At 65.2% G+C, this 25,603-nt stretch carries 20 protein-coding genes and 1 pseudogene; 13 read left to right on the forward strand and 8 right to left on the reverse strand.

Features of this window, described 5'->3' with window-relative positions; all coding sequences use genetic code 11:
- Positions 1 to 44 precede the first annotated feature (44 nt).
- Positions 45 to 1,448 carry an aspartate ammonia-lyase gene (locus tag ACOZ9V_RS00530; protein WP_181271156.1) on the forward strand — a complete coding sequence of 468 codons (1,404 nt, stop codon included), beginning with the start codon at positions 45 to 47 and terminating at the stop codon, positions 1,446 to 1,448.
- A gap of 94 nt (positions 1,449 to 1,542) precedes the next feature.
- Positions 1,543 to 3,030, forward strand: coding sequence for an amino acid permease (locus tag ACOZ9V_RS00535; protein WP_434592700.1), 1,488 nt, complete (start codon positions 1,543 to 1,545; stop codon positions 3,028 to 3,030).
- Positions 3,031 to 3,278: 248 nt separating this feature from the next.
- Here the strand turns inward: ACOZ9V_RS00535 and ACOZ9V_RS00540 are convergent.
- Positions 3,279 to 3,752: pseudogene (locus ACOZ9V_RS00540) on the reverse strand (DUF402 domain-containing protein); the annotation flags it as partial.
- Positions 3,753 to 3,919: 167 nt separating this feature from the next.
- Between ACOZ9V_RS00540 and ACOZ9V_RS00545 the strand changes: the two are divergent.
- The 3 genes from ACOZ9V_RS00545 to ACOZ9V_RS00555 are packed head-to-tail and all read left to right on the forward strand — an operon-like array spanning position 3,920 to position 8,147.
- Entirely contained in the window at positions 3,920 to 5,560 is a 1,641-nt protein-coding gene (locus ACOZ9V_RS00545) for a class I adenylate-forming enzyme family protein (protein WP_434592703.1), read from the forward strand.
- 35 nt (positions 5,561 to 5,595) lie between these two features.
- Positions 5,596 to 6,945, forward strand: a complete 1,350-nt coding sequence (locus ACOZ9V_RS00550; protein WP_248283872.1) for a beta-ketoacyl-[acyl-carrier-protein] synthase family protein — start codon at positions 5,596 to 5,598, stop codon at positions 6,943 to 6,945.
- Positions 6,942 to 8,147: an acyl-CoA dehydrogenase family protein gene (locus ACOZ9V_RS00555; RefSeq protein ID WP_139467707.1), complete on the forward strand. Its 1,206-nt coding sequence runs from the start codon at positions 6,942 to 6,944 to the stop codon at positions 8,145 to 8,147. The genes ACOZ9V_RS00550 and ACOZ9V_RS00555 overlap by 4 nt, the downstream gene beginning before the upstream one ends.
- A 26-nt stretch (positions 8,148 to 8,173) precedes the next feature.
- On the opposite strand, the gene ACOZ9V_RS00560 is transcribed toward ACOZ9V_RS00555, so the two are convergent.
- From ACOZ9V_RS00560 to pdhA, 5 genes are all read right to left on the reverse strand, one after another.
- The gene (locus tag ACOZ9V_RS00560; RefSeq protein WP_139467708.1) at positions 8,174 to 9,688 is read right to left on the reverse strand and encodes a sodium:solute symporter family protein; all 1,515 of its coding nucleotides are present in this window, start codon (positions 9,686 to 9,688) and stop codon (positions 8,174 to 8,176) included.
- The gene (locus tag ACOZ9V_RS00565) at positions 9,685 to 9,987 is read right to left on the reverse strand and encodes a DUF3311 domain-containing protein (RefSeq protein WP_139467709.1); all 303 of its coding nucleotides are present in this window, start codon (positions 9,985 to 9,987) and stop codon (positions 9,685 to 9,687) included. The genes ACOZ9V_RS00560 and ACOZ9V_RS00565 overlap by 4 nt, the downstream gene beginning before the upstream one ends.
- A 237-nt stretch (positions 9,988 to 10,224) precedes the next feature.
- Positions 10,225 to 11,727, reverse strand: a complete 1,503-nt coding sequence (locus ACOZ9V_RS00570) for a dihydrolipoamide acetyltransferase family protein (protein WP_434592708.1) — start codon at positions 11,725 to 11,727, stop codon at positions 10,225 to 10,227.
- Complete coding sequence (locus ACOZ9V_RS00575) at positions 11,727 to 12,842, reverse strand: alpha-ketoacid dehydrogenase subunit beta (protein WP_181271145.1); 1,116 nt, start codon at positions 12,840 to 12,842, stop codon at positions 11,727 to 11,729. Before ACOZ9V_RS00575 ends, ACOZ9V_RS00570 begins: the two co-directional genes overlap by 1 nt.
- A complete protein-coding gene (pdhA, locus tag ACOZ9V_RS00580) occupies positions 12,839 to 13,960 on the reverse strand; it encodes a pyruvate dehydrogenase (acetyl-transferring) E1 component subunit alpha (protein ID WP_181271144.1) in 1,122 nt (373 codons plus the stop codon). Before pdhA ends, ACOZ9V_RS00575 begins: the two co-directional genes overlap by 4 nt.
- 288 nt (positions 13,961 to 14,248) lie before the next feature.
- Here pdhA and ACOZ9V_RS00585 point away from each other — a divergent pair, with 288 nt between their 5' ends.
- Together ACOZ9V_RS00585 and ACOZ9V_RS00590 are read left to right on the forward strand one after the other, a co-directional pair.
- The gene (locus ACOZ9V_RS00585; RefSeq protein ID WP_039211600.1) at positions 14,249 to 14,674 is read left to right on the forward strand and encodes a hypothetical protein; all 426 of its coding nucleotides are present in this window, start codon (positions 14,249 to 14,251) and stop codon (positions 14,672 to 14,674) included.
- Positions 14,675 to 15,332: 658 nt separating this feature from the next.
- Positions 15,333 to 15,893, forward strand: a complete 561-nt coding sequence (locus tag ACOZ9V_RS00590) for a hypothetical protein (RefSeq protein ID WP_062860487.1) — start codon at positions 15,333 to 15,335, stop codon at positions 15,891 to 15,893.
- 505 nt (positions 15,894 to 16,398) lie between these two features.
- Here ACOZ9V_RS00590 and ACOZ9V_RS00595 read toward each other — a convergent pair.
- The gene (locus tag ACOZ9V_RS00595) at positions 16,399 to 16,914 is read right to left on the reverse strand and encodes a YqeB family protein (RefSeq protein ID WP_181271232.1); all 516 of its coding nucleotides are present in this window, start codon (positions 16,912 to 16,914) and stop codon (positions 16,399 to 16,401) included.
- A 109-nt stretch (positions 16,915 to 17,023) separates the two neighbouring features.
- On the opposite strand from ACOZ9V_RS00595, the gene ACOZ9V_RS00600 reads away from it, so the two are divergent.
- From ACOZ9V_RS00600 to ACOZ9V_RS00615, 4 genes are all read left to right on the forward strand, one after another.
- A complete protein-coding gene (locus ACOZ9V_RS00600) occupies positions 17,024 to 17,632 on the forward strand; it encodes a TetR/AcrR family transcriptional regulator (protein ID WP_229664026.1) in 609 nt (202 codons plus the stop codon).
- A 172-nt stretch (positions 17,633 to 17,804) separates the two neighbouring features.
- Positions 17,805 to 19,754 (forward strand): hypothetical protein, encoded by a 1,950-nt coding sequence (locus ACOZ9V_RS00605; RefSeq protein ID WP_434592713.1) that lies wholly within the window; start codon positions 17,805 to 17,807, stop codon positions 19,752 to 19,754.
- Between the two features lie 222 nt (positions 19,755 to 19,976).
- Positions 19,977 to 21,869 carry an SIP domain-containing protein gene (locus ACOZ9V_RS00610; RefSeq protein WP_434592716.1) on the forward strand — a complete coding sequence of 631 codons (1,893 nt, stop codon included), beginning with the start codon at positions 19,977 to 19,979 and terminating at the stop codon, positions 21,867 to 21,869.
- A 69-nt stretch (positions 21,870 to 21,938) separates the two neighbouring features.
- Positions 21,939 to 22,952, forward strand: a complete 1,014-nt coding sequence (locus ACOZ9V_RS00615; protein ID WP_434592719.1) for an ABC transporter substrate-binding protein — start codon at positions 21,939 to 21,941, stop codon at positions 22,950 to 22,952.
- 10 nt (positions 22,953 to 22,962) lie between these two features.
- Here ACOZ9V_RS00615 and ACOZ9V_RS00620 read toward each other — a convergent pair whose 3' ends face one another.
- Positions 22,963 to 23,418 carry an Lrp/AsnC family transcriptional regulator gene (locus tag ACOZ9V_RS00620; protein WP_009883814.1) on the reverse strand — a complete coding sequence of 152 codons (456 nt, stop codon included), beginning with the start codon at positions 23,416 to 23,418 and terminating at the stop codon, positions 22,963 to 22,965.
- Between the two features lie 419 nt (positions 23,419 to 23,837).
- Here ACOZ9V_RS00620 and ACOZ9V_RS00625 point away from each other — a divergent pair, with 419 nt between their 5' ends.
- Both ACOZ9V_RS00625 and ACOZ9V_RS00630 read left to right on the forward strand, forming a co-directional pair.
- The gene (locus ACOZ9V_RS00625; RefSeq protein ID WP_434592724.1) at positions 23,838 to 24,614 is read left to right on the forward strand and encodes an electron transfer flavoprotein subunit beta/FixA family protein; all 777 of its coding nucleotides are present in this window, start codon (positions 23,838 to 23,840) and stop codon (positions 24,612 to 24,614) included.
- Between the two features lie 11 nt (positions 24,615 to 24,625).
- Entirely contained in the window at positions 24,626 to 25,603 is a 978-nt protein-coding gene (locus tag ACOZ9V_RS00630) for an electron transfer flavoprotein subunit alpha/FixB family protein (RefSeq protein WP_434592727.1), read from the forward strand.

A 25,603-nucleotide genomic window follows, 5' to 3' on the forward strand; every position in this document is an offset into this window, starting at 1 on the left:
GACAGGCATCAGCAACAACGACGAACAAAGGCGACACGAGAACCATGAGCACGGATACACGCATCGAGCACGACCTCCTCGGCGACCGGGAGATCCCGGGCGATGCCTACTGGGGCATCCATACGCTGCGGGCGGTCGAGAACTTCCCGATCACCGCGCAGACCCTGCAGTCCAACCCCGACCTCATCCGCGGACTCGCCGCGGTCAAGCTCGCCGCCGCCAGGGCCAACCACGACCTCGGTCTCCTCGATGAGCAGCGGCGCGACGCGATCGTCGCGGCCTGCCGGGAGATCATCGACGGGAAGCTGCACGACCAGTTCCCGATCGACGTCATCCAAGGTGGGGCGGGCACCTCGTCGAATATGAACGCCAACGAGGTGATCGCGAACCGGGCGCTCGAGATCATCGGGCAGCCGCGCGGAACCTACACGCGGATCAGCCCGAACGACCACGTCAACCTCAGCCAGTCGACGAACGACGCCTACCCGACGGCGGTCAAGCTCGGTACGATCTTCGCGATCAAACGGCTGCTCACCGCCCTCGGGGAACTTCAGGACGCGTTCGCCGTGAAGGCGTCCGAATTCCACGACATCGTCACGATGGGACGCACCCAGCTGCAGGACGCCGTGCCGATGACACTCGGCCGGGCCTTCGGCAGCTACGCTGTGACGATCGGGGAGGACCGCGAGCGCCTCGGGGAGGCCGAGTCGCTGGTCCACGAGATCAACCTCGGCGCCACCGCCATCGGCACCGGACTCAACGCACCAGCCGGATACGCCGAGGCGGTCCGCGACCATCTCGCGCAGCTGACCGGGCTGCCCCTGGTCACCGCGCCCGACCTCGTAGAGGCGACCCAGGACGTCGGATCCTTCGTCCACCTGTCCGGGGTGCTCAAGCGCATCGCCGTGAAGATCTCGAAGATCTGCAACGATCTGCGGCTGCTGTCCTCGGGTCCGCGCGCCGGATTCAACGAGATCAACCTGCCCGCCGTGCAGTCGGGATCGTCGATCATGCCGGGCAAGATCAACCCCGTCATCCCCGAGGTGGTCAACCAGGTCGCGTTCGAAGTCATCGGCAACGATGTCACGATCACCGCGGCCGCCGAATCCGGGCAGCTGCAGCTCAACGCCTTCGAACCCGTCATCCTGCACAGCCTGCACAAGTCGATCTCCCACCTCGAATCGGCGTCGCGGACGCTGACGACCCGCTGCATCGCAGGCATCACCGCCAATCCGGAACTCACCCGCGCTGCCGTCGAACACTCCATCGGACTCGTCACCGCACTCAACCCGACCATCGGTTACCAGGCGGCGACGATGATCGCCCAGGAGGCGCTGAAGACCGGCCGCGGCGTCGCCGAACTCGTGCTCGAACACGGGCTGATGACCGCCTCCGAACTCGAACGTCTGCTCCGACCCGAACGGCTGGCGAACCTCACGACCGTGTGAGCGAACCGGCTCCGGGCCGCCTGCCATCGACTACCTGACCGCCTGACCGCCTGTTTCTGACAAGACCGTCTGTACTCAACGAACGAGGACACTCATGATTGACAATCTCGGCTCCGACCGCAGCGCCGCCGTCGCACCCGCAGAACCGAGCTCGGGCCCGACCCGACCGAACCTCACCGCCGAAGACTCCGGGTATCAGAAGAACCTGGCCCCGCGCCAGGTGCAGATGATCGCCATCGGCGGGGCGATCGGCACCGGGCTCTTCCTCGGTGCGGGCGGTCGCCTCCACGAGGCGGGACCCTCGATCGTGCTGTCCTACGCGGTCTGCGGGTTCTTCGCGTTCCTCATCCTCCGCGCGCTCGGCGAACTCGTCCTGCACCGCCCGACCACCGGGTCGTTCGTCTCTTACGCCCGTGAGTTCTTCGGCGAGAAGGCCGCTTTCATCTCCGGGTGGTTCTATTGGCTGGTGTGGGCGACGACCGCGATCGTCGACATCACCGCGGCCGCGCTCTATATGGGCTTCTTCGGCCGCTACGTCGCCTGGATCGCGACCGTGCCGCAATGGGCGTGGGCGCTCATCGCGCTCGTCCTCGTGCTCGGACTCAACGTCATCTCCGTCAAGGTCTTCGGAGAGCTCGAGTTCTGGTTCGCGCTCATCAAGGTCGCCGCCCTCATCATCTTCCTCGTCGTCGGGGTCGGTTTCCTCATCTTCGGCACACCCGTTGCCGGTCACGATCCCGGACTGTCGATGATCCTCGACAACGGCGGACTCTTCCCCAACGGTGCGCTGCCGGCGATCATCCTCATGCAGGGCGTCGTCTTCGCCTATGCCTCCATCGAGTTCGTGGGCACGGCCGCTGGCGAGACGGAGCACCCGGAGAAGGTGATGCCCAAGGCCATCAACTCCGTCATCCTGCGCATCGCGGTCTTCTACGTCGGATCGCTCACCCTGCTTGCCCTCCTTCTGCCCTTCACCGACTACGTAGACGGGGAGAGCCCGTTCGTCACCTTCTTCTCCTTCATCGGCGTCAAGGGCGCGGACACCGTGATGAACCTCGTTGTGCTCACTGCGGCCCTGTCCTCACTCAACGCGGGGCTCTACACGACCGGGCGAATCCTCAGGTCGATGTCGGTGGCCGGGTCGGCCCCGCAGTTCGCGCAGCGGATGAATCGCAGCGGCGTGCCCTACGGCGGGATCGTCATCACGGCAGTGGTCGCCCTCCTCGGCGTGCCGCTCAACTACCTGTTGCCCAGCGATGCGTTCGAGATCGTCCTCAGTGTCTCCTCGGTGGGGATCATCCTCACGTGGGGCATGATCGTGCTGTGTCAGATGCGGCTCAAGCGGTGGGCCGACCGCGGACTGCTCGAACGTCCCTCCTTCCGGATGATCGGTGCCCCCTATACCGGCTATGCGACGCTGCTCTTCCTCGCTGTCATCCTCGTCATGGTCTTCGCCGATTCCCCGCCGACCCTGATCGTGACGATCATCGCCTCGGTGTGCATGGTCATCGGCTGGTTCGCCTGCCGGAAGCGGATCCGAGCCATCGCCGAGGCGGGGGAGGCCGTCGAGTTCGAAATGTGAGGTTGGTCGGTCGGCTGGGCCGTGACGGTCGCGGGGCGGCTCAGCTGGCGTCGAAGTCCCAGGTCGCCTCGGCGGGGGAGGTCAGGCATCGGCCAGTCGGGGTCCGGTTGGAAGTCCGGATAGTCGGAGTCGAAGGGGAAGGCCCAAGCGCGGATGTCGTCGATGGCTGCGTCCGCAGCGGCGCGGATGCGTGCGACCTTCTCGTCGGAGAACATTCCGGCTTCGCGCGCGAATTCGAGTTCGTCCTCGTCCTTGAGCCGGTAGGTGCCATCTGAGTCGACGACGATGTCGAGGACGTGGTCGGAGGTGAGGATTCCGCTGTCGAAGCGGGTGAAGGGCTCCTCGAGGTTGACGTAGAAGGAATCGTGACGGGCCGAGTCCGGGTTCTCGAAGAACCACACCGAATAGGCTGCTCCCGGCTGGAAGACGGCGACGATGCCCGGTCCCTGCCACCGCTTGAGGCCCTGTGCCCGTGGGGCACCGAAGCGGGCGGGTCCGTCAGCGGTGCGGATTCCCGAGCCGTCGGCGAGCACATGCTGAAGCATCCTCGTCCCCGACTCCAGCCAGACGGCCAGGTGGTTCTCGTCATCGGCGATGACCGTGACAGGGCGTTGGTCGTACAGCCCTGGGTGTGCCGGGTTGGTGTAGGTCCACAGGATCTGGTCGCCGCGACTCCAGCGTGGTTCGTCTGCCCGTGCGTCCCGGCTCCCTGCTCCGCTCATGCTCTCATTGTCCCGGACCGGGGTGAGCGTGAGCCGTGAGCAGTCGGCGGAATCGCCGGGCTCCTATACTGAGGGTCGGTGCCCGGGGTCTGGTGATGTCAGTCGAGGATCGGGCACATGCCGGCCCGGAATTGGGCCCGTGAGAAACGAATTCGAGGAGGACGGAATTGCCCATCACGTCGAGGATCCTCGAGGTCGCGGCCACCGATCCGGACCAGTTGGCCATCGTCGGCGGCCACTCTGGCAGCCCTGCCCCCGATGAGAGCGCCGTCCCCGCCGCGGGCACACGGGCCCCACGTTCCCTCACCTATGCGCAGCTCGTCCGGGATTCGGCCACGATGTTCGCCGCCGTCGACGCCCTCCACCGTGCCCAGACCGACCCGCCGAATCCTGCTCCCGAAACCCACGGCATCCCGATCACGGCAGTGAGCCTCACCTCGGCGTTCGAGACCTCCCGCATCATCGCCGGCCTCGCCGGCTTCCGCGCGGTCTCGGCCACGATCGACCCCCGCTGGCCGCTCGACCACCAGGTCGGAGTCATCACGACCACCGGAATCGGTCTCGTCATCTCCGACTCGACCCGCCTCGCCGAGGCGCTCGCCGCCGCTGGATGGACCGGAACCGTCATCACCGCGACCGACTTCCGTGCCCGCGAGGACGCCATCGACCCCGCCGACACCGCACCGCCGAGCGTTCGCGAAGCGTCCGAGCCGTTCCTCATGCTCTTCTCGTCAGGCACGACGAGCAACCCGAAGGCGTTCATCAAGACCCGCCAGCAGTACCGCGACAACGTGGCTGTGTCCTCGGCCCACCTCGAACCCTTCGCCGGAGTGGCCAGCCTGGCGCCTGGCCCCGTGTCTTACAGCCTCACTCTCTATGCCGTCATCGAAAGCCTCGCCACCGGCGGCAGCGTCCACATCGCCGATGACTTCGACCCGTTCACCATGGGGTCGCGCATCACCGACGAAGCTATCACCCGCGTCGTCGCTGTGCCCGCCGTGGTCAAGGCTCTCGCCGAGGCGGCCCGTCGAACGCCGGAGAACTTCCACGGCCTCGACCTCGTCGTCACCGGAGGAGCGAACCTGCCCGCTTCCATCCGCTCGGCACTCGCCGACGTCCTCCCTGACACCAGGCTGATCAGCTACTACGGTGCCGCCGAGATCGGATTCATCGGCGACAGTCGTGATGGCGACGGCACCTGGATCTCGATCTACGACACCATCGGCGTCGAGGTCCGCGACGAATCCGGTGCCCGGCTGCCCGACGGAGAGATCGGCACGGTCTGGATCAGGGCCGCCGCCTGCTCCGACGGCTATGTCACCGGCACCACCGACGCTCAGCTGCGACGCCCCGACGGCTGGGCCACGGTCGGTGACCAGGGACGGATCGAAAACGGGCTCCTCCAACTCGCCGGACGGGCCGGTGACATCGCGATCACCGGAGGGCACAAGGTGTCCCTGCCCGAGGTCGAACGAGCCTTCGAGGGATTCGACCGCGCGGATCCGCGGTCGGGGCAGGGCCGCCTCGGCGAGGTCTGCGCGATCGCCTTGCCCGACGGCGGTCTCGGCAGCATCGTCGCCCTCGTCATCGAACCAGGCGCCCTGGGTTCGGGGAGTCATGCCGGGGATGACGAATCGACTGCGCCCGACAAAGCAGCACTGCTCGACCACGCCCGGGCGGAACTGGCCCCGCAGTTCGTGCCAAGACGGTTCTACTTACTCGACCGGCTGCCGCGGACCGTCGGTGGGAAGATTCGACGCCTCGAAACCGTTGACTTGGTCATGAGCGGAAAGGCACAGCGGCTGTGAACGCATCCCGGAGCAATCGGCACCGGACAGATGGCGTGCGCGAGGTCGTCATCACGGGACTCGGCGCCATCACCCCGAGCGGCCAGGATCCCGAAACCCTCTGGCAGACTGTGCGCAGCGGCACCAGCGCCATCGACGTCCTCGCAGGTGAGCAGTTCGACGACCTCGCCGTGCGGATCGGTGGGCAGGTCAAGGACTTCGACGCCGAGGCGGTTCTGCCCCGGGCGCTCGCCCGCCGGCTCAGCCCCGTCCAGCATTGGGCCATCGCCGCGGCCGACCAGGCGGTGCGCGCAGGCGGAATCGAGTCCGCGGCCGACGATCTGCCTTGGGACCGCGACCGTACGGCAGTCATCGCGGCCACCGGCTCCGGACCCGTCGACGCCATGCAGGACGCGACGCGTCGCCTCGACGCCGACGGCCCCAGGTCGGTGCCGCTGACCCTGTCCATCCACGGTGCGCCGGACTCCGCGGCAGCGCTGATCAGCCAGCGCTTCGACCTGCGCGGACCCGGTCAGGGAGTCTCGGCGACGTGCGCTTCCGGGGCGATCGGACTCGGCGAGGCGATGCGTCGGATCCGCCACGGCTACGCCGACGCCGTGCTCGTCGTCGGCATGGAGGACTGCCTCGGTCCGGTCAATCTCGCCTCCAACTCGAACATGCGCGCGCTCGCCGCCGGATACGAGGACGATCCGACCGCCGCCAGCCGTCCCTTCGACCGGGCCCGCAACGGCTTCGTCATGAGCCAAGGTGCGGCTGCGATCCTCCTCGAATCCGCCGACTCGGCGGCCTCACGTGGGACGACGGAGCTGGCCGAGCTCGCCGGATTCGGCGCCGCCAGCGATGCCCACCACCCGACGAACCCGCATCCGCAGGGACGGGGAGCCGCCTCGGCAGTGGTTCAGGCTGTGAGAGACGCAGGGCTGGAACCCGGCGATATCGACCACGTCAACGCCCACGCCACGGGCACACCGGCCGGCGACCGAGCCGAACTCGCAGCCTTCGATGCGGCCTTGGGGAAGGCTGGACGGATGATCCCGATCTCGGCCACGAAATCGACGACGGGACACCTCCTCGGCGCATCGGGGGTCGTCGAGGCGATCATCGCGACCCTGACGATGCGTGACCAGACGCTGCCGCCGACGTTCAACCTCGACGACAACGAGTTCCCCGACTGGGACATCGTCGCAGGTCACGCCCGTGAGATGGGCGGTGGACCGAACCCCGCCGGGGCGGCCGTCGACACTGTGCTGTCAACGTCGTTCGGCTTCGGCGGGCACAACGGCGCGATCATTCTGCGCCGCAGCGCGCAGCCCGCGACACCCTCGACAGGCGCGACCGACCCCTCGACGGACGCAGACGACCCCTCGACGAAGGAGAGACGATGACCGACCGCGAGACACGCGTGAGCGAGCTCGCCGCGCAGTACCTGCCTGATGATGTGCTCGAACGATTCCGCGAACGAGCCGACGTCTATGACCAGGAGAACCGATTCTTCGACGAGGATCTCGCCGAACTGGGGGACCTCGGCTATCTTCAGCTGTTCGTCCCGCAGTCGCATGGCGGGCCAGGGCTGAGCCTGTTCGAGGTCACCCGACTTCAGCAGCGGCTGGCAGCGGCGGCGCCCGGAACGGCTCTGGCGATCAACATGCACCTCATGACCACCGGTGTGGTCAAGGCGCTGGCCGACCGCAGTGACGACTCGCTGAACTGGGTGTTCGACGAGGTCATGGCCGGTGAGATCTTCGCCTTCGGCATCTCGGAACCGTCGAACGACTGGGTCCTGCAGGGTTCGAACACCGAGGCGGTGTCGACGGCCGACGGCGGATACGAACTGACCGGGGTGAAGATCTTCACCTCGCTGTCTCCCGTGTGGACCAGGCTCATCGTCCACGGTGCCGTGGCCGCCGACGACGACGGCATCGCCGGCCCCGATGCGGACGAGCCGGCCGAGGGGCAGCTCGTCTACGGATTCATCGAACGCGATGCACCCGGGATCACGGTCTCCGACGAATGGGATGTGCTGGGAATGCGGGCCTCGCAGTCGCGGGCGACGATCCTCGACCATGTGCCGATGAAACCCGAACGGGTCTCACGCGTCATCCCCGCTGGCAAGCACCCTGACCTGCTCACCTTCGCGATCACGAGCAACTTCCAGCTGCTCATCGCCGCCGTCTATGCCGGAGTAGCGGCCCGTGCGCTCGAGCTGGGCGCTGCCGGTCTGCACAAGCGGAAGTCCGCGAAGGCCGGCGTCACCTTCGCCGAGGTGCCCGAGGCCCGGACGCGCCTGGCCGATGCGCATCTCGACTTCATACCAGTGACGGCGATGATCGACGCCTACGCTCGGGACTTCGATGACCTCATCGACCACGGTGCCGGTTGGCCGTTGCGCCTGGTGGGGGCGAGGATCAAGTCCGCCGAGGCGGCCCGCCGCAACGCTGAGACCGCGCTGATGTGCACGAGCGGCAACGGGTTCGGCAACAAGCACGAACTCTCCCGCCTCTTCCGCGATGCCACGGCCGGGCTCTTCCACCCGCCGAGCGCCGACGCCGCCCGCCCGATGTACGCGGCTGCACTGCTCGACGGGTGAGGTCGCGCTGATCGAAGGGCTCGCGCCTACAACGCTGCCGCCTCGGTGCGCGTCTGCCGCTGAGCTGCGGGCACCCACCGTGGGTCCGGCTTCACCAGCGTGACCGCCACGACCACGATGAGGTTCGCCGCGACAGCCCAGAGACCGCCGTTGATTCCGAGCAGCGGGTCGAGTCCCGTGTAGTGGAGGGCGACCATGACGACGGAGCCGACGATGAGACCCGCAGCCGCCGCCTGCTTGCTCATGCGCGGCCAGTACAGGGAGAGCAGCGCGGCCGGCACGACCTGTGCCAGGCCCTCGTAGCTGAGCACGGAGAGCTCGACGAGCGCATCCGGCATGAGCAGGCTCATGATCAGGGCGATGATGCCGACGGCCAGGCACACCCACTGGGACAGTGTCTTCTGCCGCAGGCCCCGTGCGTTCAGCTGCTCAGGAGTCATCGAAGCGGCGTTCTTCGGTCCGGCCAAGCCGCCGCCCAAGACAGTCCGTCCCCACATCGAACCGATCGAGAGCATGTACACGCTCATCGGCACGATCGCCGAGAGCGCGCCTGCGACGCCGATGATCGCGACGATCGGCGCGGGCAGGGAATCGATGACCACGGAGAACAGGGCCAGGTCGGCGTCTTTGAGAGCAGGGACGACGAAGAGTGCAGCCACACCGACCATCATCGGCACGAGGAGCAGCAGCTGATACCACGGCAGAATGATCGAGTTGCGTCGCAGAGCATTCGCCGAGGTGCCCGACAGATAGCCGGCGATCGACGTGGGGAACACGGTGATCGTGATCCCGTTGAGGATGATCGTCGAGATGAACCATGCACCCCCGTAGATGCCATCGCCTGCGCCGGGGAAGGTCAGCCACTGAGATTTCTCACTCACGACGCGGTCAAGCAGAGGAGCCAGGCCGTCGAAATAGTGCAGCGGTACGTAGATCGCGAGGAACGCGACAGCGAGGATGACCAGTCCGTCCTTGAGGACGCTGACCCAGGCGGAACCGCGCAGTCCGGAGAAGAGGATGAACGCCTCGGCGACGATGAAGGAGACGATGGCGGCGATCTTGAGGTCGATCGCGCCGTAGCTCATCGCGTTGACGACCGCACCCATGCCCTGGATCTGCAGCTGGATGTAGGGAACGATGAAGATCGTTGCGAGGACAGCCACGAGGATCGCCAGCCCTCGTGAGCGAAACCGGTGTTCGACGATGTCGGAGAGACTGACGAGCTTGTGCCGGGCGGCGTAGGTCCAGAACAGTGGGCCGACGAGATAGGCGACGACGAGACCGATGCTCAGGTAGCCGATGAGGTAGAGGATCGGCACCCCGTAGGAGTAGGACCAACCGGCCGTGCCGAGGAACGAAAAGCTCGTATATGTTTCGCCTGCCATGAGCAGCAGGATGAAGACGAAGCCCAGCCCGCGTCCGGACACCGACCATTCGTCCAGCGACTTCTCCCGGCCGCGGCCGGACCAGATGCCGATGCCGATGGTCGCGAGCATGGCGAGGCCGAAGATGATGCAGGCGATGATCGCGGAGGTGCTCATTTCCCGGCCTCCTCGATCTCGTGGTCCTCACCGAAGGCGACATCGGAAGGGATGTGCTCGGGCAGATCGTGCCGGTAGTACCGGTCGCCGCGAGCGGTCATCCACACGAAGAACCAGGTGAGAATCGTGACCGCTATCGTGTAGGCGAGAATGAACGGCAATCCGGCGATGCGCGGCTCGACCGAGTTCGCCACGACCGGGGTGAGGACGTAGAGGATCACGGGGACGATGAGGAGGATCAGCGAATACCGCCGCCGAGGCGGCCCCGCCTGACGTACCGAACTGGGGTTCCGTGACATGCTCAACCTCGTTTCCTTGCGTTCGCGTCCGCGGTGAGCGGACTCGGCAAGGTTAGTGCTGTGAGTCACAGACGGAATGGTCGTCCGAAGTGTGGAACCGCAGCGGGGAAATGCAGTGCGGGAAGCGTCGTTCAAGGCGGCTCGCACTTGTCGAACGGTGTACTTATCGACAAGTGCGCTGCCGCTTGAACGAGCGTCGTGTCGGCTCCGAACTGGACGCTTCGACCGGGCCGGCCCTCAGAGTTCGGGGAGCAGTGAGATCGGGTTCTCGATGCAGTCGGCGACGAAGGTGAGGAACTCGCTCGGCTCCTGACCGTCGCAGGCCCGGTGGTCGAAGACGAAGGACAGGTACATCACCTTGCGTACGGTCAGCTCACCGTCGACGACCCATGGGCGGTCCTTGATCCTGCCGAGACCGAGCATGGCCACCTCGGGGAGGTTGATGATCGGGGCCGAACCGTCGACGCCGAACACCCCGTAGTTGTTCAGGGTGAACGTGCCGCCGGACAGCTCCGACGGATCGAACCTCCCCGAGGCGGCCTTCCCGACGGTCTCGGACACGGAGTCGCGCAGCTGCCTCAGGCTCATCTCGCCGGCACCGTGGACCACGGGAACCATGAGTCCGCGCGGGGTCTGCGCGGCCAGGCCGAGGTTGATGTCGCCGTGGGTGACGATCTCGCCGGCGGTCGTATCGATCGACGAGTTGATGATCGGATACTTCTTCAATCCGGCCACGACGAAGCGGGCGACGAGCGACAGCAGCGAATATCTCTCACCGGTGCGCGCCTCGAGCGCGCGCTTCGTGCCCAGCAGCTCGGTGGCATCGACATCGAGCCAGATGGTCGCCTCGGGGATTTCCTGCCGCGACTTCGTGAGGCGTTCGGACACGATCTTCCGCAGCCCCGTGATCGGGGTGCGGGTATCGCGGTCCGCCCGCCCGACGCGGGAAGATGCCCCCGCCGAGGTGGCGCTGCGTTCCGTGATCGACTGAGGTTCGCCAGCTGGTGACGTCCCCGCGGGGACGTGAGCGCACTCGGATTCGACGCTCATACCTGCGCCCGACTCGACCGCGGCAAGGACATCGGCCCTGGTCACGACCCCACCGGGCCCCGTGCCAGGAAGGTGCTTGGCGTTGATGCCGTGATCCTTCGCGAGCTTGCGCACGAGCGGGGACGACACAGGGGAGACCTGCTCGCCGGCGGCCGTCGCCGACTCTCCGATGGCGGTCTTCGACGAGTCTTCGGTGGGAGTCTGTGCCTCTGTCGGCGGCTGCACGGGAGCATCCGGGATGACCGTCGGGACGGCTGGGGCGGCACCCGGGGGCACGATGGATGTCGCGTCCGGAACAGCCGTGTGCTTGCCGCCGAACGAGCGCTTCTTCGTCGAACGGGTCTTCGGCTCCGACGTACCGTAGCCGATGAGGTTCGCGCCACTCGATTCGCCGGCGCTGTCGTCTGCGCTCGCGCTCGCCTCGGCGACAGAGAGCAGGGCCTGGCCTGCACTGACGGTGTCCCCAGCGGCGGCGTGAAGGCTGACGATCCGCCCGGCGTACGGGCAGGGGAGTTCGACGACTGACTTCGCGGATTCGACCTCGACGACCATCTGATCGACGTGGACCTCGTCCCCGATCTCGACCTTCCAGGAGATCAGCTCCGCCTCGGTGAGGCCTTCGCCGAGGTCGGGAAGGATGAACTCGCGCGTGCCAGTCCCGCGCATCCCGGTATTCAGATCAGCACTCATCACAGCTCCCAATCCCAGGACTCGAGCGCATCGAGCACGCGTTCGACGGTGGGCAAGTAGAACTCCTCGAGCTTCGGCGACGGATAGGGCACATCGAACCCGGCGACCCTCAGGATCGGGGCCGACAGGTAAGTGAAGTTGCGTTCGGTGAGGCGGGCGGCCACCTCGGCGCCGTATCCGCCGAACTGCGCGGCCTCGTGGATGATCGCCGCGCGCGAGGTCTTGCGCACGGACTCAGACACCGTCTCATCATCGAACGGAGACAGCGTGCGCAGGTCGATGACCTCGATGGACAGTCCGTGCTCGGCCCCGGCCTCGGCGGAATCGAGCGCCGTCCGCACCGTCGGACCATAGGCGAGCAGGGTGACGTCGGTGCCCTCGCGGATGACCTGCGCCCGATTCATCGGCGCCGTCGTCACCGGCAGACTCAGCGTCTCCTTCATCCAGTAGCGGGACTTCGGCTCCATGAACACGACCGGATCATCGGAGGCGATCGACTCGCGCAGCAGCGAATACGCATCGGCCGGATTCGACGGCGTGACGACGGTCAGACCCGGCGTCGACGTCCAATAGGCCTCGGACGAATCCGAGTGGTGCTCGACTCCGCCGATATCGCCGGCATAGGGAATCCGGATCGTGATCGGCAGGCTGACCCGGCCTTTCGTCCGGTTCCGCATCTTCGCCACATGGGACACGATCTGCTCGAACGCGGGGTAGGCGTAGGCGTCGAACTGCATCTCGACGACCGGCCGCATGCCGTTCATCGCCATGCCGATCGCGGTGCCGATGATGCCGGACTCCGCAAGCGGGGAATCCCACACCCGGTTCGACCCGAATTCGGCCCGCAGTCCTTCGGTGACCCGGAAGACCCCGCCGAGGCGGCCGACATCCTCACCGAAGACGAGCACAGTGTCGTCGTCGGCCAGGGAATCCCGCAGCGCCTGGTTGAGGGCCTTCGTCATCGTCACCGACGACGGGGCGGGTGCAGCGTCCGATGCCGCTGTGCCGTTCGCGGTCGCCGTGCTTGCCCCATCGTTCGCCGAGGCGGCGCTGCCCGTTTCGTCGTTCACCGCGGTCGGATCCGTGGTCGGGGTGGTGCCCGTCTCGACGCTCATGCCTGCCCTGCTGCGGCAAGTTCGGCACCGGCGAGTTCGGCCTCGAGGACCTGCTGCTGTTCGGCAAGGCCCGTGCGCGGGGTCGCGTAGACGTGGGCGAAGAGCTCGCGCGGGTCGACCTCGGCCTCTTGGTTCATCGCATCGCGGACGGACGCGGCCAGAGTCTCGGCCGCCTCGGCGACCTCTGCGACTGACGAATCGTCGAGTGCACCGGTCGACCGCAGGTACTTCTCCAGACGGTCGATGGGATCGAACTGCTTCCAGTGCTCGACCTCCTCGGCGTCGCGGTACTTCGTCGGATCGTCGGAGTTCGTGTGCGACTCCATCCGGTAGGTGAGGCACTCGATGAGGGTCGGACCGTCCCCGTTTCGACCGCGCTCGAGAGCGGTCGAGACGGCGGCGAACACGGCGGCGACGTCATTGCCGTCGACGCGCAGGCCCGGCATTCCGTAGCCGGCGGCTCGGTCGGCGAGCATCGTCGCGTTCGTCTGCTCCCGCAGGGGAGTGGAGATCGCGTACTGGTTGTTCTGCAGCACGAAGACCGTCGGCGTCTGCCAGACGGAGGCGAAGTTGAATGCCTCGTGGGTGTCGCCTTCGCTGCTGGCGCCGTCGCCGAGGAAGGTCAGAGTCGCTGCATCCTCGCCCTTGAGCTTCGCGGCCATCGCGAATCCGGTGGCATGCAGAGTCTGCGTCGCCAGCGGTGTCGCCGCAGGTGAGGCATGATACTCGTGCGGATCGAAACCGCAGTGCCAGTCTCCGCGGAAGGCGGCGAGGATCTCGGCGACGGGCACTCCGCGGGTCAGCAGCGCGGCCGAGTCGCGGTAGGTGGGGAAGAGCCAATCGTTCGGGGCCAGCGCGGTGGTGGCCCCCACCTCGGCGGCTTCCTGACCTGCCGCGGAGGGATAGGTCGCGAGTCGACCCTGTCTGGTCAGGTGCGTGACCTGCGCTTCGAACCGGCGGACGAGGACCATCTGCCGGTAGAGACCGGTGAGGGTGGCATCGCTGGGGATCCGCAGCCCTTCGGTCGGAGTGTCGGTGAGCCGGCCATCTGCGCCGATGAAGCTGATCGGCTGCAGCTGGGGCAGTGAACGGCCTGTGGTGGGAACGTCAATGGTCATGGCCCCATGGTGGCGTGAGCCGAGTCACGATTCCACGGCTGACGTGCAGGTGAGGACGGGCGGCCAAACGTGTCGCGAACTCGGGACGAAGGGACCGGTTCCGGCAGGCCGAGTGGACGTTTGGCTGGGCGGTGAGGGCTCTTTCACACAGCCGTGCGTGCAAGTCCAGCGCAGTAGATCAACATTTCTTGTGCAATTTCATCTTTTTGGGGGATGTGCGGGGGCCGAGTATGAACATAACCTCTATACCGGCTGAGAACTACCGGAGTTCCAGCAGAGAGGAATCATGTGAAGAAGATGCTCATTGCAGGGGTAGCGGCAGCGGCCCTGACGCTGGGGGTTTCAACCAACGCTGAAGCAGCAAGCTACACCTGGTATAACGCGGGATATAACGACGTGCAGAACGGCTCTCTCAACGCCCAGGTCTACTCCAATGGCAACCGTGTCTCGAAGGCCAAAGTCACGTACAAGAAGACGAAAGGTTCGGGGGTTTCGGTTAAGTTCGGATTCCAGGCGGTCAACAAGAAGGGCGGAGCTCAAGGCCCGGTGTCGTGGTCCGGAACCTACAAGATGAAGTCGAAGCAAACAAAGACAGCGACGTTCTCGGGCTCTGCGTCGTTGAGCAGCAAACGGCCATGCGCTCGTGCTCTGATGAAAGACACGATTTCGGGCAAGAACTACTACACGAGAACGACGTTCTGTACAGGACTGTAAATGCTTAGATATCTAACTGCACTGCCCTACGCACTTCCGGTCGCGGCAGTTGGTGTGATCGTTGCAGCAGTAATCGCAAAGCCTGTTGGCCGACGGCTTCGAGAGCATCCAGTAATCGTGTTCTTCTGGATGGCGAGCGTGTCCGTTGTGATCGCTGCGACAGTGACACCGTCAGGGCACGCGCCGGGATTGAACGATGGTTTGACGACGACCCGAGTCTGGGCGTGGTCGTTCCCGGCCCCAGGGGCGCTATTCTCGGTCAATTGGCAGTCGATGAACCTGTTGCTTTTTGCGCCATTAGGGGTAGCTAGTGGACTGTTCCTTCGGTTCCGCCACATTGTCAGGGCCGCTTCCATTGCAGCGTTACTGTCGCTTGCTGTCGAACTTGTCCAGTACATGGTTATCCCGCTGGGCAGAGCACAGTTCAACTCAGCGACGGTCGTAATCGGATGGGTCGGGATTGTAGTGGGAATGCTGGTGGGAAGACTGGTAGCGATCCAGATTCGGAAGACTAAACAAAAAGGGGATCAAGGCCAGCTGCAGAGCTGACTATGCCCCAAGTGTCAATACTTCAGACACGCAGATAGGGAACGAACATAGATGGGTCGAGTCGAATACGATGATTGGACTCCGGCCACACTGGATAGAACGGATAATTATGAAGAAGCTTGTCTCAATTGTTGGTGGGCTTGCCCTGGTCGCCGGTTCAACGTTCGCCGCGGGACCAGCATCGGCAGTGTTGAGTGAAGACATCCAGCCGGTAGCGTCTTCGCCTGCAGATGAAGACGCTCGAGTTGATTCGCTACTGAAAGACGGTGCCGAAGCAGACCCGCTGGAGCTTGTACCCGGTGCGACCACCGACCCTGACAAGGTCAAAGAGATTGACGAGTCGGGAGCTCCGGCAACTGTAGTGGTCGATCCTGACAACGGGAAGATCGTCGCAGCAAAACTGGAAACCACAATCTCGGCCCACAAGATATCAATTGTCGGCCCTGGGTGTTCGGCGGCGAGCGGATATTTCTGTATGAGGGGCTCTAATTACTACGGGTTCAAAGGAACTGGCTCTCTGTCCGGGAAGTGGAAGAGCATCAAGTGGTTCCACACCGGCAATAAGCAGGGTGCAGTCCGATATGGAGGAAAGTGGCAGGGCTGGCACCCGAAGAACCGGGCCGTGCAACTGACGAAAGCCGTTACAGTGACTGGGCTAAAACGGCAGTAAAAGAAAGAAACGCAACTGTCACACTAAACACAGCTGAAGCCATGGACTATTCAGCTTTCGGCATCGAATTATGCGCGTTGTATTTGGGAACGTTCTCAGCGCTAGATGCTTTCGGGGTCTCTACCCTGGTTCGCGGATAAGTCTGAAACCGGGACGTTGCGTCTAGCAAGCATGTGGACGTGTATGAGAGATTGCGTTTCTTGCCGCGTGGTTGCCTGCGTTCCCACATTGTTAATCGGCCTCGGAGAACAATATTTCGGGGCCGATTCTCATTCGTGCCGACGAGAGAGCAGCGGTGTCGGCTTGGCTCGGCAATCTTCGTTGTCGCGGTTGTGGACGACGACCGCAGGGTTGGCATCGAGGACGTTGAAAAGCCTTATCGATATCGCCCTCGCCAGCTCGTCACTTCTGGATTACTTCCTCCCGTCGATCGCATCAGCTCTCGGTGAGAAGTCCTCTCCGAGCGGGGCGATGTACGCCGTCCCAACCTTCGGCGCCGCGGCCCTCAGATCTCTCCCCACCGGTAGCCGCGGGAGGTGAAGGCCTCGGCGATTGCAGCCTTCTTGCCTTCGACATCGCCCTTGAAGGCCTGATGCCCGCCTTCGGTGACGACGACGAGCTTGCCGTCGGTGAAGTACGCGGTCGAGAACGAGGCGCGGGAGATGCGCAGCGGGTGGTCGTCGTCTCGGCCGATGGTGATTCCGTGTTCGTCGACGATCAGGGGAGTCGTCGAGGCGGCGATGAAGAAGGCGGCGATGAGTCCGAGTGCTCCGCCGATGATCGGTCGGGCGATGACGACCCACGCCTGGTCGAAGCGGCTGAGCTTCTCGATGACGTCCCCGAAGGGAATGGGAAATGTTGCGGCAAGCGATCCGAGGGCCGGAAGGAAGAAGCCGAGAGCCACGCCGATGCCGATGCAGACGAGGCCGATGACGACGACGTCGGTCCGACTGAGCGCGAACGTCGCAGGGGCGTGGGGCCGCTGGGTTGCCGAGTCGTTCTTCTGCTGGGGCTGATCCATCACGTGCTCGATCCTCGAGGGCGTTGTCGGTACTCCATGATACCAAAGTGGAACACACGTGTTCCACAAGTAGACTGCTCTGTATCGTTCGCAGAGTCAGGGAGGGGTTGTGCCGGTGCAGGGAATGCGTCGATTGGGCCGAGAGGCCCTGGTCAGCGAGGCACTGACCCACCTTGCCGCGAACCCGCAAGCGTCGATGATCGAGCTCTCGCAGTCGATCGGCGTCGGCCGCACCACTCTTTACCGACATTTCGGTGAACGGGAAGCTCTCGTTGGCGCGGCGGCGAGGCTCGGGGCCCGGCGATTCGGTGAGGCGGTCATGAAGGCCCGTCCCGGCGAAGGGACCGGGCTGGCTGCGCTCGAACGGATCTGTGCGGAGCTGTTCACTCTGCCCGATGTGCTCACCCTGCTCTTCGCCGACAACCCGATCATCACCGATGAGACCTTCGCCGAGGCGGCCGCCGAGTCCCGATCGGGTGCTGAATCTGCGGGCGACGAAGATGATCCCCTCGAGGCCGTCATTGCGAGAGGGCAGGCGGACGGGTCCATCGATGAAGGAGTGCCGATCGGATGGGCGGCGGCGTTCGTCTACCTCACCATCGGCTCCGGACACCTCTACAGCGTGAGCGTCGGCGTCGACGATCCGACCGCGCGCGCCCAGTCTCTCGAGCTGACCATCAGAGCGGTGCGGAAGACCCTCGCATCGTCAAGGGGCTGAGCGCTGACCAGGGCGTGAACACCGACCGGGCCCGCAGAGCTGTGTGCGGTACCGCCGACTCCCGAAATGTGATCTCGGTGAAGCCGCGGGGCCATGCCGGGGCAGTTGTGCGGCCGACGAGGTCTGACTTGTTACCGTTATTGCTTCAGTTCATCCTCGGCAGGAGCAATGCGTGTCTACTTTCTTCGACGGTCCCGAATTCCACGGAATGGCAGCGGGCGGCAAAATCAGCCACGACCCCGGAACGTCCGATCGGATGATGCGGGAGCTGGCGCCGTTCCTCAAGGCCGAAGGAATCGACATCGATGATCCGAATGCGGACTTCACCGAAGCCGACTTGCACATTGCCATGGAGAAGGCGCAGGTGGAATACAACCGCCGACTATTCACCCCGGTCGGTGCCCACCGCGGGCTGGCTCTGGGGAAGCTTCGGTCGTTCTCCGTGGCCTTTGCCGAAGGCGACATCAAAACCGCCGAGGCTGTTGTGGCCTCCCTGCCCTCTGACCCCCAGGACTTCAGCCCGAGCGTCGCGCAGGTGACCGGGGCGGCGATGGGCCTCCTCGACGAATGGTTCACCGAAGACGTGCACGGACCGAAGCTCGGCGGAGTGATGGCACCGAAGTGGTCGGTGAAGACGTCTCGCGCCGTGGCCCGCGACATCCTGGCCCTGGCACATAAGGGCCGCGTCGTCGACAGCCTCGACCGCCTCATCGCCAGCAACAGCGGACGTCCCGTCCTCGAGGGCTCCATGCTCGCCGTAGCCGCCGCGGTCGTGCGGTTGACCAAGCGAAACAAGGTCTCGGAGCAGGACGTCGTCGACGAGCTCATGCCACTCGACGGTTATCCTGAACCGGTTGAAGGCACCTACGGCTCCGCCGGCCGCGTGATCCAAGACGCCCAGGAAGCCGAGGACGGCCCTGATGCAGAACAGAACCTGCCGGAGTGGCTCGGCGGATCGAGCGCCGAGGCGAGTGCACAGGCGAATCCCCACGCTGACCCGCAGGGCATCGATGCACGAATGGACGCGGTCGAGAAGACCGTCTACGAGATGCCGCTCTACCAGCGCTTCCGCGACTGGCTGGCCGAGACCTACGACGACGTCGATGAGGACTCAGAGGTCTTCGACATCGCCCACCTCCTGTTCTGCATCGCCGTGTCCTCCCGCGCAGATATCGACGAACCGGAGGGAATCGACGACCTCCTCGACGTCCTCGAAAGCTTCGCAGTTGACGGACAGCAGGAAGCCGCGAAGACCGATGGCGAATCGCCTTCGACGGTGATCTTCCTCGACAGCCTCGAAGCTCTCGACAACTATCTCCGCTTCCGCATGGACACCGACGAGGATCGCGAACGCTGGAATGCCGCTCGCGCCCGAGCCGAAGCCGCGAGCATGCGCACCGACCCGCTGCCCTCGGCCCTGATGGCCGCCGTCGAAGCCAATGCTCTGAGCGAGGAGCAGCTCGCGCAGCCTTTGCCGCACAACCGCCTCGTCGAGGGCGTGGTCGGCATCCTCGACTGGGTGGGCGAGTCCCGGCCGCTGACCGGTACGGGGCGGGTGAAGCGTGCCGATATCGCCGAGGCGGCCGAAAAGTTCGGCATCAAAGCCGTCGGAGTTGCGTCGAACGCCCGTTATGAAGACGGTGTGAACTATGCGCGCAGCGCCGACGAGGTGCCCGTCCTCGAAGCGATGTGGGCCGTGATGCAGAGCGCCGAGATCACCGAGATCTCCGGCACCAAGGTCCGCCCGGGAAACGCCGCCGACGAGTGGAAGAAGGGCGAGGTGAGCGCGGATACCGCACTGCCGGTCATCGGCGCCTTCATCTACGAGCGGCTGCTCGACGTGATCAACCTCGTTCCCGGAGAAGACTACGGCGCCCCGGCGATCACGATCGCCCAGCGCCTCATCGAGATCCTCACTCCCGACTCGGCACCGGAACGCCCCGAACTCGACCTCGGCGAGGTGCGCAGCGAACGGCTCTCCACGCTCTTGGAGGACGAACTGCAGGAGCTCACCGAGCTCGGGCTCCTCACGGCCGATGGAGACACGCTGTCAGTCGAGCCGGTGTACAAGCGCATCGTCGCCGGTGCCGCGCTCATGCTGCTGTCGGGACCGCGCGAATAAGACGAGGCGAGACCAGGGGTGTCGGAGCGAACTGAGGTGGCGGCCTCTGGCCGGTGTTGAAAATAAGTGGTTGCACCTGCTGCGATCCCAGGTTAGGCTCACCTATGAGATATAGGGAACATCGGTCTTGCCTAAGGCAGTTGACACACCTGCTTGAAGTTGTGGGTCCGGCTTCTCTGTTTCTCGCTGTTTCATACGTCAAGAACCCTCGGAGCTGAATACATGCCGCGTACTTCCAGGCCTCTGCAGGTGCTGCCGATCATCCTGCGAGAAGTGGAAGTCACCGGCATCGTCGACATCACCCCGAACATGCGACGCCTGACAGTGGCAGGCGATCAATTGGCGGCCGGTGGGGTCGGCGAGGCTGCACGGCCTGCATTCCGCTCCGAGGGTTTCGACGATCACGTGAAACTCGTCATTCCCCCGCCCGACGGCTCATCCCTCGATATCGGCGAGCAGGAGGAGTTCCGCTTCAACTGGAATCGGGAAGCGCTCAACCGTGCCCGCGACTACACTGTTCGCAGCGTCGACCACGAGACGAACTCCTTCAGCATCGACATCGTGCGCCATGACTCCGGACTGGCCTCTGACTGGGCTTTCGGCGTCGCGGTCGGTGATCGGATCAGCTTCGCCGGACCGAAGACCTGCGCCGGGCTGGCCGACGACATCGATTTCCACCTCCTCGTTGCCGACGAGACGGCGCTGCCCGCTGTCGGGCGCTGGCTCGAAGAGGCACCTGCTGGCACCCGCGGTCACATCATCGTCGAAGTGCCCACCTCCGACGACATTCAAGACATCCCCACCGAAGCCGATGTCGAAATCGACTGGCTCATCCGCGGATCCACCGCACCGGGCGAATCGCGCCTGATGTTCGACGCCGTGAAGAATCTCGATCTGCCCGAAGGCCGCACTTTCGCTTGGTGCGCGGGCGAGACGCTGACCATCGCCCCCATCCGCCGCTACCTGCGCCGGGAGATCGGCCTTCCCAAAGAGGACGTCGAGGTCGTCGGCTACTGGCGGAAGATGCCGACTCGTCCCGCCGCGCTAAGTGCGGCAGTCGCCTCCACGCCCGAGGCCACGCTCGAGGGATCTGGAGCCGAATCCGCCCCGGCCGATGATTCGGCCCCTTCTGCAGCAGCCGGCGGCAAGGGCAGCGCCGAACCGGACGGAACTCTCGAGGTCCTCCACCAGGTCCACGAAATGACCGAACTGCTCCCCGCGATCATCACTCGGACAGCCGTCACCTTCGGCATCAACGACCTCATCGCCGGCGGAGTCGCCACCGCCGAGGCGATCGCCGCCGAACTCGGCCTCGACACCGACCGCGTGCGCCCGGTGCTGACGGCCATGTGCTCACTCGGACTCCTATCTCACGAGGACGAGATCTACCGCAACACCCCGACCGGAGCGGTTCTCACCGGCGACGGTGCCTCCGACGGACTCGACCTGAGCGATCCGGCGCTGCTCGACCTGTTCTCCCTCGTCGACCTCGTCGACGTGCTCAGAGGCGGGTTCGCCTCCCGCGCTTCGCGCGCCTCGACGATTCAGGCTCCCACCTGGCATGCCCAGCGCGACGCTGATTCCGAACTCGACTCCGCCCACCGGCGACGCAGCCTCGACCACCTGCAGTATGTCCTCGATCTCATCCTCGACCTCGAACCCGTGGCCACGGCCGAGGGCCTCGCCGTCGTCGGTGATGTCGACGCCGAGGCGGCCGCCGCCCTGACGAGGAAGGCCTCGCATTCGGGGCGGACGATCCACACTCCCGGCGCACAGGGCCTGTCCGGTCGACGACCCTGGCCGGACGTCGACTGCACCCTCGTGATCGCCGGATTGACGGGGCGATCGCGGACAGAGGTGACCTCGTTGTTGGACCGGATGCTCGCCGCGAGCCGGACAGTAGTGATCGTCGAACCCTTCACCGACGATGCCGAGACCGATGACCATCAGGCCGAAGAGCTCATCACGGTCCTGGCCACCACCGGGAATCCGTCGCTGACCAGCGGCGAGCTCGTCACGGATCTGCACAGGCTCGGAGCCGCGCACGTGCAGGTGAGAGACATCGGATGGGGGTTCGGCCGGTTCCGATCGGCCGTGATCGCCTCACGCTCCTGAACTGCCTCTCCGGGGCCCGGCCGCCTCACCCGGACGTTCACCAGATCAAAGAAGAATAAGGACAAACGTATGACATTGACGCGCCTGACCGCTGCTGCCATCGCCGGAGCCACCGGCCTCGCTCTCCTCGCCGGATGCGCAGGCGGCAGTGAGGAAGCGAACCCGGGCACTGCCTCCGAGACGCGCACCGTCACCGACGCGACCGGCGCGGAGGTCGAAGTGCCCACGGCTCCGAAAGCCGTCGCGACACTGCACTATGCCGCCACCGAGACCCTCATGGATCTCGACGCGCCTCCCGTGGCGCAGGGCGAGTACCAGGAACCGGCCGTGCCCGAGGAGTGGCTCGATGAACTCGAGGGCATCCCCGCAGTCAGTCAGCAGGAGCCGGACCTCGAGAAACTCGCCGAGGCTGAACCCGACCTCATCCTGTCCCCGAACATCTTCGAACCGGAGATGATCGAGCAGCTCGAGGAGATCGCACCCGTCTACCAGTTCACTCTGCGCGGCGGAGACCGCGCGAACTGGCAGCAGCGTGTCGGGGAAGTCGCAGACGCCGTCAACAAGACCGATCAGCTCGACGAACTCGACAGAGAATTCACGGCTCGGCAGAAACAGCTCGGCGAAAAGCATTCCGAGGCCACCGAGGGCACCACTATCGGAGTGGTGTCCTCCTTCGAGGAGAACTCGGCATATCTGTGGGGCAGTGAGAACATGCTCGGCACGATTCTGTCCCCCCTCGGGTTCGATTGGTCGGCCGACGAAGACGCCATGGTGAAGAAGTATGGCAAGGCCGAACAGGGAGGCAATAAGTCCGGGACCGTCGAGCCCGAAGCTCAGATCTCGCTGGAAGTCCTCGACCGCAGTCTGTCCGATGCCGACATCATCTTCGTCAACTCCGACCTGCGCGGCGACTATGACTCGTTGACGAAGGCGCTCATGGACTCCGCCGTGTTCAAAGACCTCCCGGCTGTCCAGGCCGGACATGTCTATCCGATCGGCAAAGCCACGATCGCCGGATACGCCGACGCGGAATACGGCCTCGACCTGGCCGAGAAAGCCATCACCGAATACCAGAAAGACTGAACCGCACGACTCAGCCGGCGCCCGGCCTGTGGCCCTCGGCCTCATCGAGGATGAGGAGTGAGCGAGAGGACACGACGCCCGGGACTTCGTGGATGCGGCGGAGGATCACCTGCGACAGTGCGGTGTTGTCCGGGGCATTGACCGTCACCAAGGCGTCGATGTCCCCGCTGACGGCTTGGACCTTCTCGACGAAGGGCAGGGCTGCCAGGTCATCGCGGACCTGCGGCCAGGGGCGCTCGCCGATCTTGACGACGACGACCGCGGTCACCGTCATGCCGAGAGCTTCGCGGTCCACCTCGGCGGTGAATTTCCTGATCGCACCCGATTCGATGAGGGTGGTGAAGCGCTTATGCGCGGCGGAGCGGGAGATGTGGACGCGTTCGGCCAACTGGCGCACGCTCAGGCGCGAGTCCTCGACGAGGGCGGCGATGATGCTGCGGTCGATGTCGTCGAGGTCGAATGCCACGGGGCGCTCCTTCACCGTTGATGTCTGCGTCTTGCCTGCGACCTCTGCGTCCCGCCTGCTCGGATGCACTCGCACGGAGGGGCAGCGATGGGCACCGGGAGGACTGGTCGGTCTGTTTCCTATTCTAGGGCCCCGCCTCGGCGAGTGGCGGCCACGCGTCGAGGTCCAGACGTCGACGACAGGGGGGACCACCTCGGTGGGGGAAGTGCACGAGGTTACGGAGTCCGACGCACTGGACAAATTCTGTCGATCGTTCGTACAGTAACGGAGATATCTGTGGTGCCTACCACGTACCATGGGTGATGGACATGATCGGTTCTAACCCGGACCCGGTCAACGGACGGAAATCAGCCACCTGTAGATTATGAGACGAAAGTCTCACGCAGCTGGAACTGCTTCACGAACCTAAGGAGTCATCCTTGAAGATCGCGGTGTTGGTCAAAGAGGTCCCGGATACGTACGGCGACCGCAAGTTGAACTTGGAAACCGGGCTCGCCGATCGCGGCGCCTCGGAAGCCGTCCTCGATGAGATCGGTGAGCGTGCCCTCGAGGTCGCCCTGACGCAGAAGGACTCCGACGGCGACACCGAGGTGACCGTCATCTCGATGGCGCCCGATACCGCGACCGCGACGATCCGCAAGGGTCTGGCCATGGGTGCTGACAACGCCGTGCACGTGGCCGATGAAGGTTTGGCCGGTGCGGATCTCGGGCTGACCGCCGAGGTGCTCGCCGCCGCTCTGCGCCGCGGTGAGTTCGACCTCGTCGTGACCGGCAACGTCTCCACCGACGGCAACGGCGGCATGATGCCGGCGATGCTCGCCGAGCACCTCGACTACCCGCACGTGACCGGCCTGTCGACCGTCGAACTGGGCGACGGCAAGGTCTCCGGCACCCGCGCGGTCGAAGGCGGCCAGCAGCAGGTCTCGGCCGAACTGCCCGCCGTCATCTCCATCACCGAGGCGCTTCCCGAGGCCCGATTCCCGAACTTCAAGGGCATCATGGCGGCGAAGAAGAAGCCCTTCGAGGTCATCAGCCTGTCCGATCTCGACATCGATGCCGAGGACCAGTCGGTGGCCCGCTCGATCATGGTCACCGTCGCCGAGAAGCCGCCGCGCGAAGCCGGCGAGAAGGTCGTCGACGAAGGCAATGGCGGTGTCGAACTCGCCGAATACCTCACCAAGAACCGTCTGGCCTAAGGAGAATCGTCATGTCAGAATTCCCGCAGGACTCCATTCTCGTCGTCCTCACCTCCGATGCCGAAGGCCAGCTGGAGAAGCCGGCCGCCGAACTGCTCGGTGGTGCCGCTGAGATCGGCTCGCCCGTCGCCCTCGTGCTCGCCGCCGGCAGCGCCGACGCTGCTGCCGAGAAGGCCGCCGAACTCGGCGCCGTGGCGACCCTGACCGCCGCAGCCACCGAGGGCAACCTCGGCACCGCGGCCGTCGACGCCGTGGCCGCAGCCGCGGAGCTCACCGCCCCCGACGCTGTGCTTGTGCCCAATACTCTCGACGGTCGTGACATCGCCGGTCGCTACGCCGTGCGCAGCGGATCGGCCGTGTCCGTCGACGCCACCGGACTCGAACGCGACTCCGAGGGCATCGTGGCCAACCACTCCGTCTACGGCGGCGGCTACACCGCCTCCTCGGCCCCGACCTTCGGTGCCCCCATCGTCACCGTGCGCCTGGGCTCGATCGAGGCTCGCGCAGAAGCACAGTCCGCGAACACGCAGGCCCTCGAGGTCGCCGATTCCGGCAAGCGCTCGGCTGCGATCGACTCGTTCGAAGCCGTTGTCGAAACCTCCTCGCGTCCAGAGCTGCGCGGCGCGCAGAAGGTCGTCTCCGGTGGTCGCGGCGTCGGTTCGGAGGAGTCCTTCGAGCTCGTCGGCGAATTCGCCGACACGCTCGGCGCTGCCGTCGGTGCCTCCCGTGCGGCCGTCGACGCCGGCTACATCGCTCAGTCGCACCAGGTCGGCCAGACCGGTGTGTCGGTGTCCCCGCAGCTCTATGTGGCGCTCGGCATCTCCGGCGCGATCCAGCACAAGGCCGGTATGCAGACCTCGAAGACCATCGTCGCGGTCAACAAGGACGCCGAAGCTCCGATCTTCGACATCGCCGACTTCGGCGTCGTCGGCGACCTGTTCAAGGTCGTTCCCCAGGCCATCGAATCACTGAACGAGAACAAGTCCTGA

This window comes from Brevibacterium sp. 1718 (assembly GCF_051131255.1).
Classification (GTDB): Bacteria; Actinomycetota; Actinomycetes; order Actinomycetales; family Brevibacteriaceae; genus Brevibacterium; species Brevibacterium sediminis.

Excerpts from the sequence above, each read along its gene's own strand:
- ACOZ9V_RS00530 (WP_181271156.1), top strand. The coding sequence starts at position 45 with ATGAGCACGGATACACGCATCGAGCACGACCTCCTCGGCGACCGGGAG.
- ACOZ9V_RS00535 (WP_434592700.1), top strand. The coding sequence starts at position 1,543 with ATGATTGACAATCTCGGCTCCGACCGCAGCGCCGCCGTCGCACCCGCA.
- ACOZ9V_RS00555 (WP_139467707.1), top strand. The coding sequence starts at position 6,942 with ATGACCGACCGCGAGACACGCGTGAGCGAGCTCGCCGCGCAGTACCTG.
- ACOZ9V_RS00560 (WP_139467708.1), bottom strand. The coding sequence starts at position 9,688 with ATGAGCACCTCCGCGATCATCGCCTGCATCATCTTCGGCCTCGCCATG.
- ACOZ9V_RS00565 (WP_139467709.1), bottom strand. The coding sequence starts at position 9,987 with ATGTCACGGAACCCCAGTTCGGTACGTCAGGCGGGGCCGCCTCGGCGG.
- ACOZ9V_RS00570 (WP_434592708.1), bottom strand. The coding sequence starts at position 11,727 with ATGAGTGCTGATCTGAATACCGGGATGCGCGGGACTGGCACGCGCGAG.
- ACOZ9V_RS00575 (WP_181271145.1), bottom strand. The coding sequence starts at position 12,842 with ATGAGCGTCGAGACGGGCACCACCCCGACCACGGATCCGACCGCGGTG.
- pdhA (WP_181271144.1), bottom strand. The coding sequence starts at position 13,960 with ATGACCATTGACGTTCCCACCACAGGCCGTTCACTGCCCCAGCTGCAG.
- ACOZ9V_RS00590 (WP_062860487.1), top strand. The coding sequence starts at position 15,333 with ATGAAGAAGCTTGTCTCAATTGTTGGTGGGCTTGCCCTGGTCGCCGGT.
- ACOZ9V_RS00595 (WP_181271232.1), bottom strand. The coding sequence starts at position 16,914 with ATGGATCAGCCCCAGCAGAAGAACGACTCGGCAACCCAGCGGCCCCAC.
- ACOZ9V_RS00610 (WP_434592716.1), top strand. The coding sequence starts at position 19,977 with ATGCCGCGTACTTCCAGGCCTCTGCAGGTGCTGCCGATCATCCTGCGA.
- ACOZ9V_RS00615 (WP_434592719.1), top strand. The coding sequence starts at position 21,939 with ATGACATTGACGCGCCTGACCGCTGCTGCCATCGCCGGAGCCACCGGC.
- ACOZ9V_RS00630 (WP_434592727.1), top strand. The coding sequence starts at position 24,626 with ATGTCAGAATTCCCGCAGGACTCCATTCTCGTCGTCCTCACCTCCGAT.